This is a genomic window from Micrococcaceae bacterium Sec5.8, assembly GCA_039636775.1.
Taxonomy (GTDB): Bacteria; Actinomycetota; Actinomycetes; order Actinomycetales; family Micrococcaceae; genus Arthrobacter.
In genome coordinates, this window is the sequence record CP143429.1 from 457,103 (window position 1) to 478,182 (window position 21,080).

Annotated in this window: 18 protein-coding genes and 1 pseudogene; 7 read left to right on the forward strand and 12 right to left on the reverse strand. The window is 65.9% G+C overall.

The features are described from left to right. Positions 1-82: 82 nt before the first annotated feature. The 8 genes from VUN84_02205 to VUN84_02240 form a co-directional block, all read right to left on the reverse strand. Positions 83-955 carry a DNA-formamidopyrimidine glycosylase family protein gene (locus VUN84_02205; GenBank protein XAS64520.1) on the reverse strand — a complete coding sequence of 291 codons (873 nt, stop codon included), beginning with the start codon at positions 953-955 and terminating at the stop codon, positions 83-85. Next, positions 948-6,011 (reverse strand): crosslink repair DNA glycosylase YcaQ family protein, encoded by a 5,064-nt coding sequence (locus tag VUN84_02210; GenBank protein ID XAS64521.1) that lies wholly within the window; start codon positions 6,009-6,011, stop codon positions 948-950. Before VUN84_02210 ends, VUN84_02205 begins: the two co-directional genes overlap by 8 nt. A 76-nt stretch (positions 6,012-6,087) precedes the next feature. Next, positions 6,088-6,759 carry a DUF4232 domain-containing protein gene (locus VUN84_02215; GenBank protein XAS64522.1) on the reverse strand — a complete coding sequence of 224 codons (672 nt, stop codon included), beginning with the start codon at positions 6,757-6,759 and terminating at the stop codon, positions 6,088-6,090. Between the two features lie 101 nt (positions 6,760-6,860). Continuing rightward, the gene (locus tag VUN84_02220; GenBank protein ID XAS65734.1) at positions 6,861-7,565 is read right to left on the reverse strand and encodes a YcnI family protein; all 705 of its coding nucleotides are present in this window, start codon (positions 7,563-7,565) and stop codon (positions 6,861-6,863) included. A 210-nt stretch (positions 7,566-7,775) separates the two neighbouring features. Beyond that, the gene (locus VUN84_02225) at positions 7,776-8,426 is read right to left on the reverse strand and encodes a hypothetical protein (protein ID XAS64523.1); all 651 of its coding nucleotides are present in this window, start codon (positions 8,424-8,426) and stop codon (positions 7,776-7,778) included. Between the two features lie 120 nt (positions 8,427-8,546). Then, complete coding sequence (locus tag VUN84_02230) at positions 8,547-8,687, reverse strand: hypothetical protein (protein ID XAS64524.1); 141 nt, start codon at positions 8,685-8,687, stop codon at positions 8,547-8,549. Between the two features lie 219 nt (positions 8,688-8,906). Next, positions 8,907-11,324, reverse strand: coding sequence for a phosphoenolpyruvate synthase (gene ppsA, locus VUN84_02235; GenBank protein ID XAS64525.1), 2,418 nt, complete (start codon positions 11,322-11,324; stop codon positions 8,907-8,909). A 151-nt stretch (positions 11,325-11,475) separates the two neighbouring features. Next, complete coding sequence (locus VUN84_02240; GenBank protein XAS64526.1) at positions 11,476-12,294, reverse strand: pyruvate, water dikinase regulatory protein; 819 nt, start codon at positions 12,292-12,294, stop codon at positions 11,476-11,478. Positions 12,295-12,410: 116 nt separating this feature from the next. Between VUN84_02240 and VUN84_02245 the strand changes: the two genes are divergently transcribed. Together VUN84_02245 and VUN84_02250 are read left to right on the forward strand one after the other, a co-directional pair. Then, positions 12,411-12,614: a hypothetical protein gene (locus VUN84_02245; GenBank protein XAS64527.1), complete on the forward strand. Its 204-nt coding sequence runs from the start codon at positions 12,411-12,413 to the stop codon at positions 12,612-12,614. Positions 12,615-12,734: 120 nt separating this feature from the next. Further along, complete coding sequence (locus VUN84_02250) at positions 12,735-12,956, forward strand: hypothetical protein (GenBank protein ID XAS64528.1); 222 nt, start codon at positions 12,735-12,737, stop codon at positions 12,954-12,956. Here the strand turns inward: VUN84_02250 and VUN84_02255 are convergent. The 3 genes from VUN84_02255 to VUN84_02265 all read right to left on the reverse strand — a co-directional run bounded on the left by VUN84_02255 (position 12,933) and on the right by VUN84_02265 (position 14,326). Beyond that, positions 12,933-13,457 carry a DUF3592 domain-containing protein gene (locus VUN84_02255; GenBank protein XAS64529.1) on the reverse strand — a complete coding sequence of 175 codons (525 nt, stop codon included), beginning with the start codon at positions 13,455-13,457 and terminating at the stop codon, positions 12,933-12,935. The genes VUN84_02250 and VUN84_02255 overlap by 24 nt on opposite strands. Positions 13,458-13,590: 133 nt before the next feature. Continuing rightward, entirely contained in the window at positions 13,591-13,791 is a 201-nt protein-coding gene (locus tag VUN84_02260) for a hypothetical protein (GenBank protein XAS64530.1), read from the reverse strand. Positions 13,792-13,804: 13 nt separating this feature from the next. Then, on the reverse strand, positions 13,805-14,326 hold the full coding sequence (locus VUN84_02265) for a DUF5336 domain-containing protein (GenBank protein XAS64531.1): 522 nt from the start codon (positions 14,324-14,326) through the stop codon (positions 13,805-13,807). A 463-nt stretch (positions 14,327-14,789) separates the two neighbouring features. On the opposite strand from VUN84_02265, the gene VUN84_02270 reads away from it, so the two are divergent. The 5 genes and pseudogenes from VUN84_02270 to VUN84_02290 all read left to right on the forward strand — a co-directional run bounded on the left by VUN84_02270 (position 14,790) and on the right by VUN84_02290 (position 20,415). Further along, on the forward strand, positions 14,790-16,862 hold the full coding sequence (locus tag VUN84_02270; GenBank protein XAS64532.1) for an alpha/beta hydrolase: 2,073 nt from the start codon (positions 14,790-14,792) through the stop codon (positions 16,860-16,862). Continuing rightward, the gene (locus VUN84_02275) at positions 16,849-17,454 is read left to right on the forward strand and encodes a hypothetical protein (GenBank protein ID XAS64533.1); all 606 of its coding nucleotides are present in this window, start codon (positions 16,849-16,851) and stop codon (positions 17,452-17,454) included. The genes VUN84_02270 and VUN84_02275 overlap by 14 nt, the downstream gene beginning before the upstream one ends. 202 nt (positions 17,455-17,656) lie before the next feature. Further along, positions 17,657-19,053 (forward strand): annotated as a pseudogene (locus VUN84_02280) (IS3 family transposase). Between the two features lie 523 nt (positions 19,054-19,576). Further along, on the forward strand, positions 19,577-20,188 hold the full coding sequence (locus VUN84_02285; protein ID XAS64534.1) for a hypothetical protein: 612 nt from the start codon (positions 19,577-19,579) through the stop codon (positions 20,186-20,188). Continuing rightward, on the forward strand, positions 20,188-20,415 hold the full coding sequence (locus tag VUN84_02290; protein XAS64535.1) for a helix-turn-helix transcriptional regulator: 228 nt from the start codon (positions 20,188-20,190) through the stop codon (positions 20,413-20,415). The genes VUN84_02285 and VUN84_02290 overlap by 1 nt, the downstream gene beginning before the upstream one ends. A 123-nt stretch (positions 20,416-20,538) precedes the next feature. Here VUN84_02290 and VUN84_02295 read toward each other — a convergent pair whose 3' ends face one another. Further along, the gene (locus VUN84_02295) at positions 20,539-20,838 is read right to left on the reverse strand and encodes a DUF4193 domain-containing protein (GenBank protein XAS65735.1); all 300 of its coding nucleotides are present in this window, start codon (positions 20,836-20,838) and stop codon (positions 20,539-20,541) included. Positions 20,839-21,080: the final 242 nt, after the last annotated feature.

Genomic DNA, 21,080 nt, shown 5'->3' on the forward strand with positions numbered 1-21,080 from the left:
GCGGCGCACGAGTCCGTTCGAGACTGGTATTCGGGCGCCGTCAGAGCTTAGGGTGTCGCGGAGTCGTTTCCGCGTCGCGGTGTTAGTGTGCCGGGCCGGTGCCCGGGGACGGCTGGCACGTGGGGCAGTAGTAGATGTCGCGTTCTTCGGTGCCGGTGGCCTTGGCCAGGACGCCGCGCCGTACCGGTGTCCGACACTTCAGGCAGGGCTGGTGTTCGCGCCGGTAAACCCAGTAGCCGGGCAATCCGGAGCTGCGGCCCACGATGGCGCCGCGCTGGTTCAGGACGGTGGTCCGGCGGCCGGGGCCCAGGTTGGCTTCCAGCAGCACTTTGGCGTCGATGATCATGGCGGCGACGTCCGGCACGTCCGAGACCGGGGTGGCCGGGTGCACGCCGGAAAGGAAGCAGGCCTCGCAGCGGTAGATATTGCCGATCCCTGCCAGATTCCGCTGGTCCAGCAGCGCGACGCCGATCGGCACTTCCGGCGCGGCGCGGATCCGCCGCTCCGCCTCGACCAGGTCCCAATCCGGACCCAGCAGGTCCGGTCCAAGGTGGCCCACAACAGAGTCCTCCTCTGAACTGCGGACCACCTCAAGGATGCCGAGTGAGAAGCCGACGGCGTCCGCCGCGGCGGTGCGCAGCACGCAGCGGGCGGTGAATCCGGGTTTTCGCCAGCGGCCACCCGGCGGGTACACCTGCCAGGTGCCCTCCATCTTGAGGTGGGAATGAATCGTCAGACGTTGCGGCTCCGCCGGTCCGCCGGACCCCGGCCGTGCCGGGCCTTCCAGCCGCATGAGCAGGTGCTTCCCGCGCGGGATCACCTCTGTCACTGTCCAGCCGCCCAGTTTCAGGGTGGCGAACCGGGGCACCCGGAAGTCGGAGGAGGTCAGCTGCTGGCCGGCCAGTGCCGCGTGAAGCTGGGCGGCTGCGCGGAAGACCGAATCACCCTCAGGCACGGATTCTCAGCCCCTTGGGCGTGGAGTAAGCCCCGGCATGGGCCAGTGCCGCTGCGACGGGGGTATCGAGGATGCCGTGGCCGTTGACTTTTTCCATGATCAGTTTGTCTACCGCGCCCCGGGTGACCACACCCACCAGGGCCGCGCCGGCTGCCGCGAGCACCTCGGTGTCCTCGCTGAAGGCGAGCAGGGTCTTGCCCCCGCGTTCCACATACAGGACCAGGGCGCCGTCGACCAGTACCACCAGGGCGCCGGCCTTCCGGCCCGGGCGGTGGCCGGTTCCCGCCTCGACGTTGAGGGCAGGCCAGGGCAGGGCGGCGCCGTAGGGATTGGCGGGGTCCGTCGCTGCCAGGGCCAACGCGACGGGCTCGGGCTTGTGGAGCTGGGTGTCCTCGGCGTACGAGCGGAGCCGGTCCACGGTGGCGGGAACAGCGAACTGGGCCGCGCCCAGGTGCTCAATGAAGTAACCGCGGCGGCACCGGCCGGCTTCCTCCAGCCGGGCCAGGACTTTGTACATCAGGCCGAACCCGCCCAGGATGTTTTCCGCCATGACCGAGCCCCGGGTGATGACGCCGTACCGGTCCAAGAGAAGTTCAGCGGTGGCCCGGGCGTGGATGGTGGCATCCAGCTCGGGCGCGGGGAGTGCGGACCAGCGGCCCGCGGCCAGCGGCGGAGTGGGCGCGGTACCGTTTGCGGAGCCGTACTTCCCGCCGGTCAGCCCGGGGGATCCGAGCAAACCGGTGCCGTGGGCGCGGCCCAGCCGGCTTAGCCGTGGGGCACGTGCCCGCGGCGCGCGGGCAACCTGCCGGTGCGCAGTGTGCCCGCCGGCAATTATTGCCCGGACCGGCGCGAACGTGTCGCCGGTGATCCGGCCCGCCCAGGCGAGGTCCCAGAGCGCGGAAACGACGTCCTGGTCGCTGAGTACCGAATCCATCCCGCCGGCGACGTCGGTGAGTTGCCGGAAGAAGTAGCCGCCGCCATTGTTCCGCAGGTGGTCCAGGAGCCGAAGCTGGGCGTCACCCGGCTCGAAGTCGATGGCGGGGTTCAGGGTCAACTCGGCAGAATCAGCCAGATGGAGGCTCACCCAGCCGTCATTGCCGGGGAGCGCACCCGCACCGGACCAGAGCACTTCGCCGGCAGCCATAAGCTCGTCGAGCATGGCGGGCTGGTAATCGACGATGCGGCCGGCAAGGACGAGGGGTTCCCAGGCCGAGGCCGGAATAGGTACCCCGGACAGCTGGTCCACTGCTGTGATGATCCCGTCCAGTCCGCGCAGTGCCGACTGCCCGCGCTGGCCAGGTATGCGGACGTTTTGCCAGGCCGGCAGGAAGCGGCCGTAGGCGGAGGCATCCACGGGCTCCACCTCGGCCCGCAGCGCGGCAAGCGAGCGGCGGCGGAGTTTGCGCAGGACTTCGGCGTCGCACCATTCGCTGAGGCCGGTCAACGACGTGGGCGGGGGAGCGGGCTGGGTCCCGTTGGTGGTACTGGAATCCGGGTCAGGGGCGCTAGTGGTGCCGTCGGCGTCCGGGGCCGGCGGGGGTGCGGCGTGCGGCCGGAACTCGCCTTCCACCACCCGGCCGTCGGCGGCGAGCCTCTTCAACGCGGTGCCGACGACGGCGACGCCAAGTCCCAGCCGGGCGGCGGCCTCGGCCGAGGTGAATGGCCCGTGGGTCCGCGCATAGCGCGAGACGAGATCGCCCAGGGGGTCGGCGACCGGCTCAATAAAGGCCAGCGGAACGCCCATGGGCAACGGGACGCCGATGGCGTCGCGCAACCGGGCGGCGTCCTCCACTGCGGCGTAACGCTCGGCACCCCCGACATTGACCACGATGGCGCGGTTGGCACGCCGGAGTGCCGCGAGGTGCCCGGCGGCATCGGCGAGCGGAGCCCCGGCGTCGCCGGGTGGCACGGCCGGCCCGGCGTCGGCCGCGTCCGCCGCCACGGCCGGCCCGGCGTCGGCCGGCACAGCCGCCACGACGGCATCAGATGCGACGGCCGCGGCCGCCTCGAGCCGCGCCGCGACTTCCTCCGGGGTCAGCGGGCCCAGCAGGCGGAGCAGATCCGCAACGCCCTCCACCCCGCGGACCTTCCGGTCGGGGGCAAGCCGCTGCAGTTCCAGTTCGGTGGCGTCGATGACCTTCGCATCGAGCAGTTCGCGCAGTTCCACCCGGCCCAGGAGCTCGTTGAGCAGGGTCGAATCCAGCGCCAGCGCCGCTGCCCTGCGCTCGGCCAGCGGAGAATCGCCCTCGTAGAGGAACTGCGCCACGTAGCCGAACAGCAGGGACTTGGCGAAGGGGGACGGCTGCTGGGTGGTGGTCTGCAGGATCCGCAGCTCGCGCCGTTCGACGGACGCGGCGATGTCCTTCAACGCCGGAAGGTCATAGACATCCTGCAGGCATTCCCGCACGGTCTCGAGGACGATCGGAAACGTGGGGTACTTCCGCGCGACGTCCAGCAGCTGCGCGGAGCGCTGGCGCTGCTGCCACAGCGGTTGCCGTTTGCCGGGGGTCTGCCGCGGCAGCAGCAGTGCCCGTGCGGCGCACTCACGGAAACGGGAGGCAAACAGGGCGCTGCCGCCCACCTCCGCCGTCACGATCTGCTCGAGTTCCTCCGGATCAAACAGGAACAGCTCCGCCCCGGGCGGTTCGTCCTCCATCATGGGCACGCGCAGCACGATGCCGTCGTCAGCGGCCATCGCGGACCCGTCCATGCCATAGCGCTGGTGCAGCCGCTGCCCGACGGCGAGGGCCCACGGCGCGTGCACCGGCATGCCGAACGGGCTGTGCAGCACCACCCGCCAGTCGCCGAGTTCGTCGTGGAAGCGTTCCACCACCAGGGTGGTGTCGCTCGGGACCACTTCGGTGGCCAGTTTCTGTTCGGACAGGTACTGGATCAGGTTGTTGGCGGCGAAATCGTCCAGTCCGCTGGCTTTGCAGCGTTCCGTGGCGGGCCCGACGTCGGACGCGGCGAGTTCGCGCACGAAGGCACCCAGGGCCCGGCCCAGGTCCACCGGGCGGCCGAGCGAGTCGCCTTTCCAGAACGGAAGCTTTCCCGGCTGGCCGAAGGCAGGCGAGACCAGGACCCGGTCGTGGGTGATGTCCTCGATCTTCCAGCTGGTGGCACCGAGGGCGAACACGTCACCGACGCGGGATTCGTAGACCATTTCCTCGTCGAGTTCGCCGACCCGGCGGCCGCCTTTCGCTGCGGCTGCGGCCGGGCTCGCCGCCCGGCCGTCGCCGCCTGCGGTGCCGGGAGAAGCGGAGCCTTCCGCCTCGGTGCCGATGATGTAGACGCCGAAAAGCCCGCGGTCGGGGATAGTGCCGCCGGAGGTGACGGCCAGCCGCTGCGCGCCGGGCCGGCCTTCGATCGTGCCAGCGTTGCGGTCCCAGACGATCCGGGGCCGCAGCTCTGCGAATTCGTCGGAAGGGTACCGGCCGGCGAGCAGGTCCAGGGTGGCCTCGAACGCGGAGCGGGGGAGCGAAGCGAAGGGTGCTGACCGGCGGACCGTGGCAAACCAGTCCTCCACATCGATGGACCCCAGGGCCGCGGCCGCCACGGTCTGTTGGGCCAGGATGTCCAGTGGATTGGCGGGCACGTAGAGCCGTTCAATCTTTCCGGCGAGCATCCGTTCCACCGTGATGGTGGTGTGGACCAGGTCGGCGCGGTGCTTGGGGAACAGCACACCCTGGGAGATCTCGCCCACCTGGTGCCCGGCGCGACCCACCCGCTGCAGCCCGCTGGCGACGGACGGAGGGGACTCCACCTGCACGACGAGGTCCACGGCGCCCATGTCGATGCCGAGTTCCAGGGAGGACGTGGCGACGACGCAGCGCAGGCGGCCGGATTTCAGGTCGTCCTCGATCAGTGCCCGCTGGTCCTTGGACACCGAGCCGTGGTGCGCGCGGGCCAGAACCGGATCTGCGCCGGCGGTGCTCCCTGCCTGCGCCATCATGTGCGCCGGGGTCGCGGTGGAGGCAGGGGTTGCCGGAGTGCCACCGGGTGCTGCGCCGGCAGCCTCCCCGCCGACCGCGGCAGCCATCAGCTGCCGTTCGGCGTAGATCTCGTTGAGCCGCGCGGTAAGGCGTTCGGCGAGCCGGCGGGAGTTCGCGAACACGATCGTGGACTGGTTGGCCAGCACCAGGTCAACGATCTTCTCCTCGACATGGGGCCAGATCGAGGCCTGCGGCTGCAGTCCCGACGCCGGGCCGGAGTCGAAGGCGCCTGCGGCACCCTGCAGGTCCGACATGTCCTCCACCGGGACGGAAACCGTCAGGTCCCAGGTCTTTTTCGAGGGCGGGGCCACAATTTCCACCGGCGCGGAACCGGCGAGGAACTGGGCCACCAGTTCCTTGGGCTCCACGGTGGCGGAGAGCCCAATCCGCTGGGCAGGTTTCGGGAGCAACGCGTCGAGGCGTTCCAGCGATACGGCCAGATGGGCGCCGCGTTTGGTGCCCGCGACGGCGTGGACCTCGTCGACAATGATCGTGTCCACCTCGGCGAGGGTCTCCCGCGCCTTGGAGGTGAGCATCAGGAACAGGGATTCAGGCGTGGTGATGAGGATGTCCGGGGGGTTGCTCAGCAGGGCGCGGCGGTCCGACGCCGGGGTGTCCCCGGACCGGACGCCCACGGTGATCAGCGGCGCGGGCATGCCGAGGCGTTTGGCGGTCTGGGTGATGCCGATCAGCGGGGCACGCAGGTTGCGTTCGACGTCGACCCCGAGCGCCTTGAGCGGCGAGATATACAGCACCCGGGTTTTGCGCTTGGGTGCCTTCCGGCGGCCGCCCTTCGCGGGAGCCAGGCCGGGCAGCTCTTCCGGCTCGGCAGGGGCAGCCACCAGCAGCCGGTCCAGCGCCCAGAGGAAAGCGGCCAGGGTCTTGCCGGATCCGGTGGGGGCAACCACGAGCGCGTGCGCGCCCGAGGAGATCGCATTCCAGGCACCGTTCTGCGCCGGTGTGGGCGCAGTGAAAGCGCCGAGGAACCAGTCCCGGGTCGGCCGGCTGAACCGGTCCATGGCCTCGGCCTCAAGTGTGCCGCCAGCTAGCTCCTGCCCCTTCATTCCTCCATCATGCCCTACGGCAGCGACAGTATTTGGCGGGCGGTATCCCGGCCGCCCGGCGGAGGTGGTGCGGGCGTTACTGGGCCGAGAACGCCCGGATGCTCAGTACATTGGTGCCGGCGTTGCTGCAGGCGTCATGCGGTTCGGCGATGAACAAGGATGCGGTGTCCTCCGGCGGGTAAATCCGGAACCCGGCCGCGGGGACCACCGTGCAGTCGGCGTAGTTGCGGGCCTGGGTATAGCGCAGCGTGGCAGTTCCGCCCTGGCCGGGGGCGAGCAGCACGCCGGCGGCGGGGGTGGATGCGTCCCTCGCAGCGGGGGCGCCGATCGGTTCGCCGTTCGGGCCCGCGGTGAGCGAGACCCCGGCGAAGCCCTTCAGCAGGCAAGGCTCGGTGCCGGAATTCGTCAGGATCAGCTGGATGTAGACGCTGCCGGCCGCGCCGCCGCCGGTGGCATCGGTGGCGGCGGTCAGGCCGGCAGTTTTGCACAGCGCAGGACCGGCGGCCGGCGTGGAGACCGCCGCTGCCGGCGCCGATGTGGCGGGGGCGGCGCTCGTGGGGGTCTCCGCGGGCTGGCTGGTGGGGGCCGCGGCCGAGGACACCGCGGCGCTGGGCGCCGGTGTGCTGGAGGTCTGCGTGCTGGAGGTCTGGGATTGCGGGGTGCCCGTGCCGCAACCGGCGAGGACGAGTGCTGCCGCGGCTGCCGCCGTCGTCAGGAGCAGTTTGGAGGTGAATCGCTGAGCCGTCATGGCACCACCTTCATCCCGTTGGTGGCCTGAGTCAACGACGCCACGACGGCGGCGCCCGATTGATGCCCGGATTGTGATTTTCGGGCATCAATCGAGGTCAGCTAGTCCTTGGGCGCGGAGAAGGGAGCCGAGGCGCGGGACGGAACGGAGTTGCTCCGGTTGCGTGCCAGGGCGAGGCCGCCGAGAGCCAGGCCCCCGACGCCGGCCACCAAACCGGCCCAGCTGCGGGCCTGGGCGCCGTCGTCCGTCACTGCGGCGGCCTGGACTGCCTCCGGGGTGGCGTCCGGGGCGCCCGCAGCATGGGCGCCGTGTCCGTCCGCCGCGGCGGCCGCGGTGACCGTTACGGCTGGTGCCGGTACCTTGAGCGAGTGCGGGTCCTGCCCTTCGGCGGGGAGCTGCGACCAGTCGGTCTGGCCCACCTCGCAGTTCTGCAGCGTGGGGAAGTACAGCGTTTGCCCTGCGGCGTCGGGCAGTTTCACCGAGAGCACCAGGGCGTCGCGGAGGGAGGGCTCCAGCGGTGCCTTGGCCGTATAGATAATCTGGCTGGTCCGCTTGGTGATGGACGTGCCATCGGCAAGCTTCTTCGGCTCGGGCAATTGCTCTGTGACCTTCGCTGCCGTCCAGTTGGGGTTGACGGTTGGCTGCGCGTCGTTGAGCTCGGCAGGCAGGGTGATGGTCACTTTGGTGGTGCCGGATTCATCGCAGCCATGCGGTATGCCGAAAGTCAGCAGGGCGTAGGAGTTCGCGTCGGTTTTATCCGGGGTGACGCCTACGTGGGCCGATGCGCCGGACATGCCGGCAAGCATCAGCGCAGCGGTTCCGCCGGCCACAGCGGTGGCGGTGACGGAGCGGCGGATAGCGGAGGTGCGGGAAAGCTTCACGGGGGTTGCCTTTCAGGGGTGCACCGCGCAGGGGCAGGCACACAAAATGGGTGAGAGGCGCGGCGGTGGTGACGGCATCGGCGAGGCGTTCGGACGCGAAGCGTCAGCGGCAGGCAGGGCCGCGGCCAGGAGGTGTCAGGAAGATACGACGGCGGCGGGTGGCCCGCGCCGGCAATCGCGCCGAAGGTTCCGCCTTGGCAGTGGCGCGCACGCTGCCGGCCAGCCGGTGATCAACGGCACCGCGACGGCGTGGGGCGCCGCCGCTGCGGGAAGCCGCAGAAGCGGACGAAGCCACGCCGCGAGGGACCAGAGGGCGTCTTCGCCTTTGGCCAGGAGAACCGCGCAGAGGAGCGTTGCCAGCATGTGGCCGGCCAGCATCAGAAGGGAGTCGATGCCCGGGCCAGCGTGCAGACCGGCCGCGGCGAGCTGGCCGCCGGTGTCCGGGGACAGGTGGGCCGGGGCGAAGTGGTGCGGGGCGAAGTGGTGCGGCAGGACGCTGCCGGCCGGTGCCGTAGCGGCGGCGCTCACGGCGGGGCCGCTGAAGCCGGTGAGGGCCTCGTGCAGCACCAGTTGTCCGGCGCCGAGGAGGGCGGCCATGACGGGGAGGTTCAGCTTCAGCCGGGTCGCGGCGGTGGCGGCGAGCCCGGTCAGTGCCAGCAGGGCCAGCAGGATCCCGGGGGCGGGCAGGGTGCCGCCGGACAGTGCGTGGGCGCCGGCGGCAAGAGACAGGACGGTGAGCGCGACCATAACCGTGCGCAGGGCGTGGAACGGTGCAGCTGTGCGCACGGACCCCTCCCCTTCCCGGCTCGGCATGGTGCTCCCGCGGCGGAGCGGGTTGCCCCCGATTCTATCGGCGGTTTCTACCGGGCGGCGAAATGTGTCTGCCGGGCCGGGGCGCCAGCCTGGTCAATCGGTCTCGGGACCGGAGCAGAAGTGGCAGTCCTCCGGGCAGGGCAGGCCGGCCGGCAGCTCCTCCACCCGGTCGCTGGTCGTGGGGGAGGTCCAAAATCCTGGGGCGCCGTTGGCCCGGTCCTGCTGCAAAGTCACGAGGTGTCCTGAAACGTCATTGGTGCGGAACGCTGATCCCCATAGCTAACCGCGTTGCCCTGCTGCTCCTCAATGGACCAAACAACGGCGGCGCCGACTCTCCGCTGTGCAAAAGTCCAGCGGAGCAGTCCTGCGCCTTCATCCCGGGCGGGCACCGCGGACAGCAAAGAGGCCGCGGAACAGGCGCGAACCTGTCCCGCGGCCTCGGCACCGGAACCCCTAGCTGACTGCTGCGTCGGCGGTGTCCGGGACGCCGGCACCGGAAGCCGCCCCGGCGAGCCGGATCCAGGTGTCCACCACGGTGTCCGGGTTCAGCGAGACGGAGTCGATGCCCTCCTCGACCAGCCACTCGGCGAAGTCTGCGTGGTCGCTGGGTCCCTGGCCGCAGATGCCCACGTACTTGCCGCGCGCCTTGCATGCCTTAATGGCCATGCTCAGGAGTTTCTTGACGGCAGGGTCGCGCTCGTCGAAGCTGCCCGCCACGATCGCGGAGTCCCGGTCAAGGCCCAGGGTCAGCTGGGTCATGTCATTGGAGCCGATGGAGAAGCCATCGAAGTAGTCCAGGAACTCATCGGCCAGCAGCGCGTTGGACGGAAGCTCGCACATCATGATGACCTCAAGGCCGTTCTCGCCGCGGCGAAGACCGTTCTCCGCGAGCAGGTCGATCACACCGCTGGCTTCGTCCACGGTGCGCACGAACGGGATCATCAGCTTGACGTTGGTCAGGCCCATCTCGTTGCGCACGAAGGACAAGGCCTCGCACTCCAGGTCGAAGCAGTCGCGGAAAGACGGTTCAAGATACCGTGAGGCGCCGCGGAAGCCGATCATCGGGTTTTCCTCGTGCGGTTCATAGGCGGGTCCGCCAAGGAGGTTGGCGTACTCGTTGGATTTGAAGTCAGACATCCGCACAATCACCGGTTCCGGCGCGAACGCGGCGGCGATGGTTGCAACCCCTTCGGCCAGACGCTTGATGTAGTAGTCGCGCGGGCTCTCGTAGGCGGCGATCCGCTCCCGGATTTCTGCGAGCACCTCGGCGGGCTGCTCGTCCAGATTCAGCAGCGCCTTGGGGTGGATCCCGATCTGCCGGTTGATGATGAATTCCAGCCGGGCCAGGCCCACGCCGTGGTTGGGCAGCTGGGCAAAGGTGAAGGCCTGCTCGGGGGTGCCAACATTCATCATGACCTTGACCGGAGCCTCCGGCAGCTGGGTGATTTCAGTTTCCTCGACGCTGAAGTCCAGGAGTCCCTCGTAGATGACGCCGGTTTCGCCGTCGGCGCAGGAAACAGTCACCTCGAGCCCGTCGGAGAGGACGTCCGTGGCGGACCCGGTGCCGACGACGGCGGGGATCCCCAGTTCACGGGCGATGATCGCCGCGTGGCAGGTCCGTCCGCCGCGGTTGGTCACGATGGCCGACGCGCGCTTCATGATCGGTTCCCAGTCCGGATCGGTCATATCCGCGACGAGGACGTCACCGGTCTTAAAGGCGGCCATCTGGTCGATCGCGGTGAGGATCCGCACGCTGCCGGCGCCGATGCGCTGGCCGATCGCACGGCCCTCGACCAGGACCTTGCCGGAGCCGTTGAGGCGGAACCGGCTCAGGCTCCCGGAGGTTCGGCGGGACTGGACGGTCTCCGGGCGGGCCTGCAGAATGTACAGGCCGCCGTCGATCCCGTCCTTGCCCCATTCAATGTCCATGGGGCGTCCGTAATGGTTTTCGATGGCGACGGCGTGCCGGGCGAGCTGCTCGACGTCGTCGTCGGTGAGGCTGAAGCGGTTCCGCAGCGAAGCCTCAACCGGCACGAAATCAATGGTGTGCCCGATTTCGCGGTTGCTGGTGTAGGTCATCTGGAGGGCTTTCTCGCCCAGTCCGCGCTTGAGGATGGCAGGGCGGCCTGCTTCCAGGGCAGGCTTGTAGACGTAGAACTCGTCGGGGTTGACCGCACCCTGGACAACGGCCTCACCAAGGCCGTAGGAGGACGTGACGAAGACGGCGTCCTGGAACCCCGATTCGGTGTCCATGGTGAACATGACCCCGGAGGCGCCGACGTCGGAACGCACCATGCGCTGGACGCCCGCCGAGAGCGCCACTTCGGCGTGCTCGAATTTGTGGTGCACGCGGTAGGCGATGGCGCGGTCGTTGTAGAGGGACGCGAAGACGTCCTTGATGGCGACCAGGATGTTCTCGATGCCGCGGACGTTCAGGAAGGTTTCCTGCTGCCCGGCGAAGGACGCATCGGGCAGGTCCTCGGCGGTCGCGCTGGACCGGACGGCCCAGGAGAGGTCATCGGAGCCGCCGTGCTTGTCCACCAGCGTCTGGTACGAGGCGCGGATCTGGGATTCGAAGTCCGGCAGGAAGGGCGTCTCGCGCATGAGCTTGCGGATTTCCAGGCCCGCTGCCGCCAGGGCCGTCACGTCGTCGGTGTCCAGGCCCACCAGCCGGTCGGCAATTCTCTGGTCCAGGCCGGAATCGGCGAGGAAACTGCGGTAGGCGTCTGCGGTGGTGGCGAAGCCATCCGGTACCTGGACGCCGGCGGAGGTCAGGTTCTGCACCATCTCGCCGAGGGAGGCGTTTTTGCCGCCCACCCGGTCCAGGTCCTTGAGGCCGAGTTCTGAGAACCACAGGATGTCTGTCGTCATGGTTGCTGCTCCTTTGCAGATGATGGCATGAGATATCGCGCCCCGAGCGGGGCGATCGCCGGATGATGGGCGCAAGTCCTGTCCACAGTGACAGGTCCGGGCCGGTGTTTCCACATGATGTGGTCCACGCAACACGCAGGAGTCGATTCGCTCAGTGTTTGAGGTTCATCTTCTGCAGAATGGTGGCGGCCATTTCCTCGACGGAGACGCTGGCCGAATTCAGATAGGGGATTCCGTGCTGGACGTACAGCCGTTCGGCGCTGCGCAGCTCAAAGCCGCACTGGCGCAGTGATGCGTAGGGCGATCCGCGGCGGCGTTCGGTGCGGACCTGGCTCAGGCGCAGAGGATTGGTGGTGAGGCCGAAACACTTTGAAACGAAGGGCCGCAGCGGCTTGGGGAGTCCTTCGCGTTCAAAGTCCTCGTCCACCAGCGGGAAGTTCGCGGCGAAGATGCCGTGCTGGAGCGCCAAATACATGGTGGTGGGCGTCTTGCCGCAGCGCGACGGGGCAACCAGGATCACCTGGGCCTTTTCGAGCGCGCGCAGGCTCTGGCCGTCGTCGTGTTCCATGGCATATTCCACCGCGGCCATCCGCGACTGGTAGCGGGCAGCGTTGCCGAGTCCGTGCGCCCGGCCCGGTTCGCCGCTGGCGTCGACGCCCAGGGCGAGCTCCAGCTGGCCAACATGGGTGCCGATGAGGTCCACGATGATGCCCCTGCAGGTACCCAGGGTCTGGCGGATGTCGCTGCCGACGGCGGTGGAGAAGACAATCGGCTGCAGGCCGCCTATTGCACGGTTGTCGATCACCCGGACGACGGCGCGCGCCTGATCGACCGTGGTGATGAAGGGGACCGTGATCCGATCAAATTCGTTCTCCGGGAACTGCGTCAACAAGGTGTTGCCGAGTGTTTCTGCGGTGATGCCCGTACTGTCCGAAAGGAAGTAAACCGGGCGGGGAGCGTCATTGGTCATGAACGCATTGTCCACCAGTGCGGGCCGGCGCTCGTCCATGACGCACCCCGATGGGCGGACAGCTCAGCGCCGGCCTCGAGGAGTAGGCTGTGTTCCACGTCACCAAAGGAGCCCGCATGAGCTACAAATACCGGACCGTGAAAGTCCGCGGCACGGACCTGGTCGGCACCATCGCCCGCAGGCACGGTGGCGCCCCCGAGATCTACGAAACCTCAAAGGATCCCAGTACTTCAGTTGTGCCCGTGTTCTTCGAAGAAACCGGTGAGATCCGCTTCTTCGACCGGAAGGTCCTGGAGGACGTCGCGAGCCCGGCCGGCTAAGGGAAGGCAGACAGCCGCGTCTCCCGTGGCTGCTGCAGCCGTGGTGTTTACGGATCGTGCCCCGCCGGGGTCCTAAGCAAGCTGATGGACACTGCCGCCGGCCGGCCCCAGACTGAATCCATGGATGACGCGGACAGGCAGGAAACCATCGACAAAGTCACGGCCCGGATCCTCGCTCGGCATCCCGACGCTCCCCGGACCCTGGTCGCCAGCGTCGTCTCGGAAGAGTACGACCAGTTGGCGTCCAGCCGGATCCGGACCTACATCCCGACTCTGATCGAACACGGGGCCCGGAACAGAATTAGAAGCGAGTTCGCTTCACGGGCCGCAGAAGGAATCTGAAGCCCGTCCCCTTGCGGTCTTGCCTTTCCTCAGGTAGCCGATCAAGAGGGCACCAACTGCGATGACGCCCAGCCCGCCGAAGATGGAGGTCAGGACCACCCCTACCCCGCGGAACCAGACGCCGTCGCTTTCGAATCCGAGGACCACGGCGTTGCCCGGGCTTTGCTCCCGGTACACCACGGTGACATCCTCACCGATGACGGGGTGCTGGTCGTGGTCCACCGCCGCCCAGGTGCGGTGGAGCGTCCCGTCGGCGGAAAAAAAGTCCACTTCCATCCTGCGCTCCGATGCCTCGGTGACGTCATCGAAGTCGACAATGGTGCCGCTGGCGTGCGTCCCGGTCCGCGTCAGCTCCTCGTCCACATTGATCAGGTGGTTGCCGACGCCGATCAATACCGGCCCCAGGCAAAGGACCGCAACTGTTACCGCCAGGTTCACAACCCTTGGCAGCGACACCCGCGCTTTCGGTCGCCGCTTAACGGCAGCTCTTCTAGAAGTCACGTCCCCATTGTGCCGGACCGGCTGCATGATGAAGTGGACGGGAGTCCTGCGGGCACGGTTCCGTCAATGGCCCAGGCTCTTCGGCGGGAGTTCCGAAGCCCGGCCGTCCGTGGAATCCAGTACGGACGACCCGTCACGAGTTGCGCAGGAACCAGAAACGGCCTCGACGCAGCGAACTCCTCAGATTATTTAGTGTTTGGTATGACTCGGCGGCTCCGACGTCTGAGAACCACCCATTCCCTTTGTACAAAGAAGTGCGCCGGCGGCCGTCATCACGGATGGCACGCGCATCCGTGATGACGGCGAACTGCGCGTCGAGGTCGTCGGCGGTCATTTCCGACGTCGACTCACCATGGCCGGTGTTTACCAGGGATCAAGCCCGCGAGCGAAGCCAAGCCGCCGATCACGAATAGAAGTCCCACGAAACCGCCGATCCCGTGACTTGCCGGTCCGGTGAGGAGAAAAACGCCGATTCCGAGGCCGGCTACTCCGCGGCCGAGACGCCACACGCGCTTCACCTTCGGGTTCGACTCGTATCTCGAAACCCCATACTTCCGCCGCTCTCCTCCGCGGTTTCCTGGCGGGTTCGGATTAATCTCAGTGGGACCCTCGACGACCCGGCCGAAGTCGTCCACCCATTGGCCGGTCCCTACTTCCGGGCAGTGGGCGTTCACGCTCTCGTCGATGGCTGCGAAGTCCGCTGGGAATCCCCGGTACATCATCTTCGAGAGGCTCACATCGAAGTCCACGCGACTATCTGACCAGTGGGCGTCGTAGCGGACCAAGCGCACCGGGCGGTGCAGCCACCTTGAGGGTCGGACGAAAGCCGTCGCGCGCACGGCGACAGGCTGATCTGCGGTTTCGGGCATGGACCGAGCTTAGGGGCACCCGTCCTGAAACCGGTGACTAGGCTGCTGCTCAATCTTTCTGACGTGGGCGCCGGTCGATACCCTGCGTCTGGTCACTGCCATCGTCTTCGTGCCAATCGGACTGGTCTTGATCCTCAAGCCCTTCATCGGCCGCCGACCCGCGAAATGACTGAGATTCACCAAATGCAGGTGATTTACCTATTTGTTGGATTTATTGTTTGGTGTTGGTAGTGTCGGGCATGTTCGGCCCTCGGGGTATTCCCGCCGGCGGTTTCTTGTTGTCACTCTGAAGGTTTTGTAGGTCGCGCGTGCTGTCTACTGAACAGGCCAAGGCTGATTGGTCAGGTCCAGTCGATCTCGCAGGATATTTTCTCAGCTGGCGGCGGCGCGTAACTGCCATAGGTGGAAAGGCCCGGCAGCCCTTCCCGAGCCGTCGGAAGTGTCTTCGTTGAAGGAGTGAGCATTGGCTGTTTCGTTTGACGATGATGCTGCCACGTCGTTGGTCAGGGTCGCCCGTGATGTGGATGGGCGGCTTCGTGATGAAGGTGTGTTGCGTCGTGGCGCGGTAGAGACTGCGCTGGAGGACTTCTCTGGTGGGTATGCGGACTTGTTCAAAGAGGCTGCGTCCATTGAGACTGAGGATCGCGGGAAGCTGGCCGCGGTGCTTGACAATCTTGCCGGGCAGGTCGAGGAAGCACAACAAAAAGCGCGGGAGGAACGTGAGCGCCAATCGCGGCTGGCGGATTGGCGGGAGCGGGAGGCCGAGCGTGAGAGCAGGCGCGAGAACTTCATTGGAGACATCGGCACCGCGGTAGAGGGCATCTTTGATCCAAAACCCTCTGAGACACCGGTCGCGCCTCCAACCATCTCGGCGGTCTTCTCTCCCCGCCAACGCAACCGCACCTCAGGCGGTGGGTCTTCGAACGGGAAAAGTTCTGCCGTTCCGGACCATCTACGCACGTTCGTGGCTCAGGCCAGAGCGGGTAACACAGGCATGCAGCAGGACCTCATGCAGCTGGGCAACGCATGGGTGTCATTCACCTCGTCGTGCTCCTGGGTTCTGCTCGGATCGAACTCGTTCCCTGGCGGTTTTGAGCGGCTCCTGGGCGAAAACGAGGCAGATGCTTATTGGATTGAACACATCGCTGATGCATTCGCCGCCGCCGGCGGAGGATCACTCTCACATGGTGCGCTCGATCTGGCCGGTACTGGTCTCACGCCGTTGAGCGACCAGGAGCTGTTGCATGTGTTCTCGTCCCTGCCCGCGAAGGAACTCGCCGCAATGCTGACGGCCTCTCCTGCGCTGGTCTCGCAGCTTCAGATGATGAACCCTGCCGAGATCCACTCGTGGTGGACGGGCCTGAACCCGCAAACCGGCACCGAAACCCCGTTCTCGACCCGGCAGGACCTCTTGCTGACAAAGTTCCCGGTGGTCTTCGGAAACCTGGAAGGACTACCGTACAAAGCCCGGGACCACGCAAACCAAACCGGACTCAAGGGGGCGGTAGCCGATGTGGAGACTCAACTCGCGCAAATACAGGCCCTCCTCGACGACACGACCGGGGGCTACGGCGGGATGCCCCCGATGGCGGCCGCGTTGAGAAAATCACTCACTGCCGTGCAGAAGCAACTCGACGTGCTGCGCAATATCCAAGACGCGCTCAAAGGTCCACGCGGTAGCGCAGCGAGGCGGCAATTGATCTCCCTGACCCAGGACAATCCTCCCTTGGCTGCGGTGTCGGTCGGTGATCTCGATACCGCTGGCAGTGTCACCTACGCGGTTCCGGGAATGGGGACCACCGCCGGCGACATGACAGGGTGGACCAAAGCTGCCCAAAACCTGCAGGACCTGCTTCCCGAGGGAAGCGCCGTGGTGGCCTGGATCGGGTACGAAACCCCGCCTGTGCCCGCACTGGAAAACAACATCAACGTCGGCGTTCTTGATGTGAATCGAGCAGTAGCGGGCGGACAGAAACTCGCCGGGGCCCTCGGTGGCCTGTCCGCAGTCCGCGGTGAGTCCGCGCCGCAACTCAATATTGTCGCTCACTCCTACGGCACAACCACCGCCGCGGTAGCCCTGACACAGCCGGGTATCACGGTGGATAACTTGATCACTCTCGGCTCAGCAGGCCTGCCCGACAACGTCCACACCGCAGCTGACCTCAACGCCGGACACGTATACTCCGGGCATGCGCGCGACAAGATACCTGGTGAAACCGAAAGCGGGGACCAGTGGGCCTGGACTGGCCGGGAAAACAGCCGCGACCACCACGTGAACCCGATTAGACCTGAGTTCGGTTCCCACGCTTTCGGCACCGACACCGGCGGCGACGCCGGGCGAGCCGTCGCCGACCACAACGCGCTCATGCCTGCGGACGGCGAACAGGTAGGGTATTTCGACGAAAGAACCGAATCCCTAAAAAACACGGCCTGGGCAATCAAGGGAGAAGCGGAGAAGATCACCCCGTATGTACCGCTGGGCCCGACGGATCTGCAGAAAGCTTTACTGGAAGGAATGTCCAATGCCGGCCGCTAAAACACATATGAGGACATTCACGGCCGCGATGGTGGTGCTCATGATGGGAATGACAATAACCGCATGCGCTCAGAAGGAGCCAAACACGACAATGTCAGAGCCTACTACGCCGGAAAAAAAGACAATTACTGCCAGAGAAGGGCGGGACCGGGTGGTCGAACTCGTCATCAACACAACCAAACAGCTCGACGTCACCGGGTGGTGGCCCCGCAACGGCGTAGCTTGGGCTCAAGAGTGCTCCCTCGGAAATCGTGAGGAGGGAGCCAGCTACGGGTACGACCGCTGGGCGCCCCAAGGAACTGACCATATTGAGGACGCCAAACGCGTCGCCGAGTACTGGAAGTCCCTCGGCATGACCGTACGCACCGTAAATCCGACAACACACCCGACCGTCTTTGCGGAGGGCGGTCCCGTCCTCCGGGCTGAGTTTGATACTGATGCATCTGACAAGTCGTACAGTATTGGCGCTACTGCCCCCTGCTCACCGGGCGACGCGGTTGCATTGAACGACGAGGACGAAGCAGAGCGGAATCAAGGCAAAGTACTCCCCGGAGACGAAGGCATCGTCGTTCGGGAAGACCCCCCACAATAACTCCACGATGCAACCACAACCGAACCCCGGCCTCGAGCGCTGCCCATCAGCCGGGCAGTTCTCACTGGGCTGTGGTCCCCCTACGCGTCAGGGTTGGATGAGGCCAGCGGCTCATAGCAACTTCGCTTAATCTGTAGGGCGAGAATCAGGAACATCACCAATGTCTATCTCCACGATTTCCCCGGTGCGGGAAGATGGATCCATGAGTAATTCTGGCCCCCGCGCCGGTGGGCCGTCCCCTCGAAGGTCGTTCGCTCCGGCACAAAAATTGGCGCACTTGGATGCGTATCAACGGGCCTGCGACGACGGCACCGGAGGCGGGGCATACCTGCGCCGCGAGGGCCTGTATTCATCCCAAATCACCGAGTGGCGCAAGCTCCGCGACGCCGGCATCCTGGAGGGCAAGAAGCCTGGGGAAAAGATCGGCAAGCCCACTGCTGAACAGGCGGAAATCGGTCGTCTACGCCGGCAGCTGGAGGTGAGTGAACGCAAGCTGGCACGGACTGAAGCTGCGTTGTCGATTATGGAAAAAGCACGACTGCTTTTGGAGGATATCTCCGAAAGCGCGGAGCAGCAGCCCTGGTACAAGAAACCCTGATGTCTGCCTACACCGCCCTCACCGGCGCGGACATCCCAACCAGGGAAGCAGCCGTGATTGCCGGGGTCCCCAGGGCCACAGCGACCCGCAAAGTCCGAATCCCGGCGGAAGACCCGCGGCCCGCCCCGGCACCGGCAAATAAGCTCTCAGCGGCGGAGCGCGCTCACATCCTGGCGACCGTGAACTCGAAGGATTTCATCGATCTGCCGCCGGTGCAGATTTATGCCCGGCTCCTGGATGAAGGCATCTATTTGTGCTCAATCTCCACGTTCTACCGCGTTCTGGAGGAGAGCCGGCAGGTCAAGGAACGCCGCCGACAGGCACGCCACCCGGCCCGGGCCGTCCCGGAGCTGGTCGCGACCGGCCCTGGGCAAGTTTTTTCGTGGGACATCACCAAGCTCGCCGGCCCGATCAAGGGCAAATACTACGATTGCTACGTCATGATCGACATCTATTCCCGCTACATTGTCGGCGCCTACGTCCATGCCCACGAGTCCGGGGAACTGGCCGTGGAAATGATGAAGGAAATCTTCGGTATCCACGGCATCCCGCAGATCGTCCACGCCGACCGTGGCACCTCCATGACGTCCAAAACAGTCGCCGCGCTGCTCTCGGATCTGGAGATCACCCGGTCCCATTCCCGTCCGCGCGTCAGCAATGACAATCCGTACAGTGAGGCTTGGTTCAAATCGCTGAAGTTCGCCCCCATATTCCCCGAACGCTTCGGGTCCCTGCCTGACGCGAGGGCCTTCATGGGCTCCTTCGTCGACGGGTATAACCACACCCATTGCCACACCGGAATCGGCCTCAACACACCGGCAGACGTGCACTACGGACTGGCCGCCGGCAAAGCCCTTGAACGCGCCAGAACCCTTGCCGCCGCACGGGCAAAAACACCCGAACGATTCACCACCAACAACGACCCCAAGATCATCACCATCCCCGATACCGCCTGGATCAACAAACCAGCCGAGAAAACCGACACCAAAGCCGCAGCCTAACTCCCACTGGCCTCATTCACCTTGACAAATTCCGTCCTCGCTGTCCATCTGACGCTCCTGAGCTACTCTCGTAGAGCGCGTGTCGCTTACCCCCCAACGGCCCTCAGAACCGCACTGATGGCTTCTCAGACGATTCTGGGTGCTCTTAGTTTCTCCACTGAACTAGATTCGCCCTCGCCATGGGGTTGCTTCTCCTGCTGACGGTGCTCCAACGCTGGGCTGCGTTCAGGCTTCTGCGAGGCGAACATTGGGCCAGGTTTGTTCTGTCCCTCGTGGCCCTCTTGTCCCTGGCAGGTGCGTTGAGTGCCGCACCAGCACCTCTCATTGCTATTGGCTTGGTTTTGGGTCTTGCCGGTGCGGTGCTGATGTGGATGCCGGCATCCAGGGCGCATCTTCGACGTGGCTCGGCCGCCGGCTAAACCAGTCCCTCAACAGGCACCACCAAGCGGCAGCCTTGAAGTGTTTATCGTTTGTCGTTATATTAACGAAAAACGATAAACTTTGTCTTGGATTGGGGATGGCTATGGCGAACACATTGGCTTATTTGGACCGCAAGGGCGCGTTGGTGTTTGCGATCGTCTTTGGACTGGCCGCGCTCGGCATCGCTGTTTCCGCGATCGTGGCTGTTCTCACAGGGCTGGCGAGCACGCCGCTGCTGGATGTGCCGCTCACAAACCTGCTGCCACCCGCGCTGGGTGAGGGCAACAGTGAAGTCCTCCAGGCCGCATATGCAGCAGCCGATGTGCAGCCAGCCAGCCTCACCTCGACCGAACGCTCTTTGCTCCTCGGATCAGGACTTCTGGGCGGGCTTGCCGGCATGTTGTCCGCGGCGACTCTGGGCCTCATCAGTTGGTCCGTCTACCGCGGCACAGGCTTCGGTAAGCAGCTGGCCCTCGCCGTCGGCATCTCGGGCCTCGCTGTGATGGCCTGGGGGCTTCTGGGGCCGTTCATGGAGGCGATGGCCCATCACTCGGTCCTGGAACGGATCGCCTTGCTTCCGCATCGGGGAACAAGTGAGTTCTTCCTCATGGAACTGAACGTGTGGCCGGTCGCGGTTGGACTCGGCGCTGCCGTTCTCGCGAGCATATTCGAGACGGGCCGGCGTCAGCAGCTGGAACTTGACGGGCTCATCTGATGGCTTCCGCGTCAGATGAAGAGCAGCGGATACATTGCAGGCTCGATGAGCTCCTCGCGGCCCGGGACATGACCCTGACCGAGCTGAGCCAGCGGGTAGGTGTCAGCATCGTTAACCTGTCTGTGCTGAAAAACGACCGGGCGCGTGCGATCCGCTTTTCCACGCTGACCGCGATCTGCGATGTTCTCGACTGTGCGGTCGGTGAATTGCTTGTGGTGCGCCCCTAGCGACAGCTAGCACGTCGAGCGACGGCTCGGACCTTATCCAGCTGCCCGGCTGAGCCCACCACATTCTGGGGATAGTTTGTGGAAACGGTGGACCACGCGTGCTGGTGCCGGAGGTCCTCTCGTTCAGCCTTCGCAGTCGACGCAGTAGGCGTGGCCGTTCGTTTGGCGGGCCACTTGGGAGCGGTGGCGGACAAGAAAGCATGAGTAGCAGGTGAACTCGTCGTCGGCTTGGGGCACAACCTGAACGATCAGTTCCTCGGCGATGAAGTCCCCTGGAAGATCAACCCCGTCGACTGTGTCTGCTTCGTCCAGCTCCAGGACCACGCTGCGGGCGTCAGGGGAGTTGGCCGAACGCAGCGCCTCCAGGGAGTTGTGCTGGGATTCTTTGACGTCGGAGCGAAGTTCGTCGTAATCGGTTGCCACGGAGGACCGTCTCATTTCTGGTTTTTTGGGGGATGTCTGCCAAGCAAGGTACACCACGCGCCCCAGGAACTTCCCAGCCAACCACTGTGAGTTTCCCAACAGCGGCCTGACCGGCGCCGCCCTCGGCCGCAGCGACGACGACGACGCCGTCGGCGGCTGCGGCCAGTCTTCTGTGGAGATTCCTCTTAGGGTTTCGGAGGCACGGTGCTCGAATTCTTCACCCGGTCGTGCCACCACAGGTA

Coding starts and splice junctions, on each gene's coding strand:
- VUN84_02215 (XAS64522.1), bottom strand. CDS start 6,759: ATGACGGCTCAGCGATTCACCTCCAAACTGCTCCTGACGACGGCGGCA.
- VUN84_02290 (XAS64535.1), top strand. CDS start 20,188: ATGGCTTCCGCGTCAGATGAAGAGCAGCGGATACATTGCAGGCTCGAT.
- ppsA (XAS64525.1), bottom strand. CDS start 11,324: ATGACGACAGACATCCTGTGGTTCTCAGAACTCGGCCTCAAGGACCTG.
- VUN84_02265 (XAS64531.1), bottom strand. CDS start 14,326: ATGCCCGAAACCGCAGATCAGCCTGTCGCCGTGCGCGCGACGGCTTTC.
- VUN84_02250 (XAS64528.1), top strand. CDS start 12,735: ATGGATGACGCGGACAGGCAGGAAACCATCGACAAAGTCACGGCCCGG.
- VUN84_02275 (XAS64533.1), top strand. CDS start 16,849: ATGCCGGCCGCTAAAACACATATGAGGACATTCACGGCCGCGATGGTG.
- VUN84_02240 (XAS64526.1), bottom strand. CDS start 12,294: ATGACCAATGACGCTCCCCGCCCGGTTTACTTCCTTTCGGACAGTACG.
- VUN84_02285 (XAS64534.1), top strand. CDS start 19,577: ATGGCGAACACATTGGCTTATTTGGACCGCAAGGGCGCGTTGGTGTTT.
- VUN84_02210 (XAS64521.1), bottom strand. CDS start 6,011: ATGAAGGGGCAGGAGCTAGCTGGCGGCACACTTGAGGCCGAGGCCATG.
- VUN84_02260 (XAS64530.1), bottom strand. CDS start 13,791: ATGACCGCCGACGACCTCGACGCGCAGTTCGCCGTCATCACGGATGCG.
- VUN84_02245 (XAS64527.1), top strand. CDS start 12,411: ATGAGCTACAAATACCGGACCGTGAAAGTCCGCGGCACGGACCTGGTC.
- VUN84_02220 (XAS65734.1), bottom strand. CDS start 7,565: ATGCTTGCCGGCATGTCCGGCGCATCGGCCCACGTAGGCGTCACCCCG.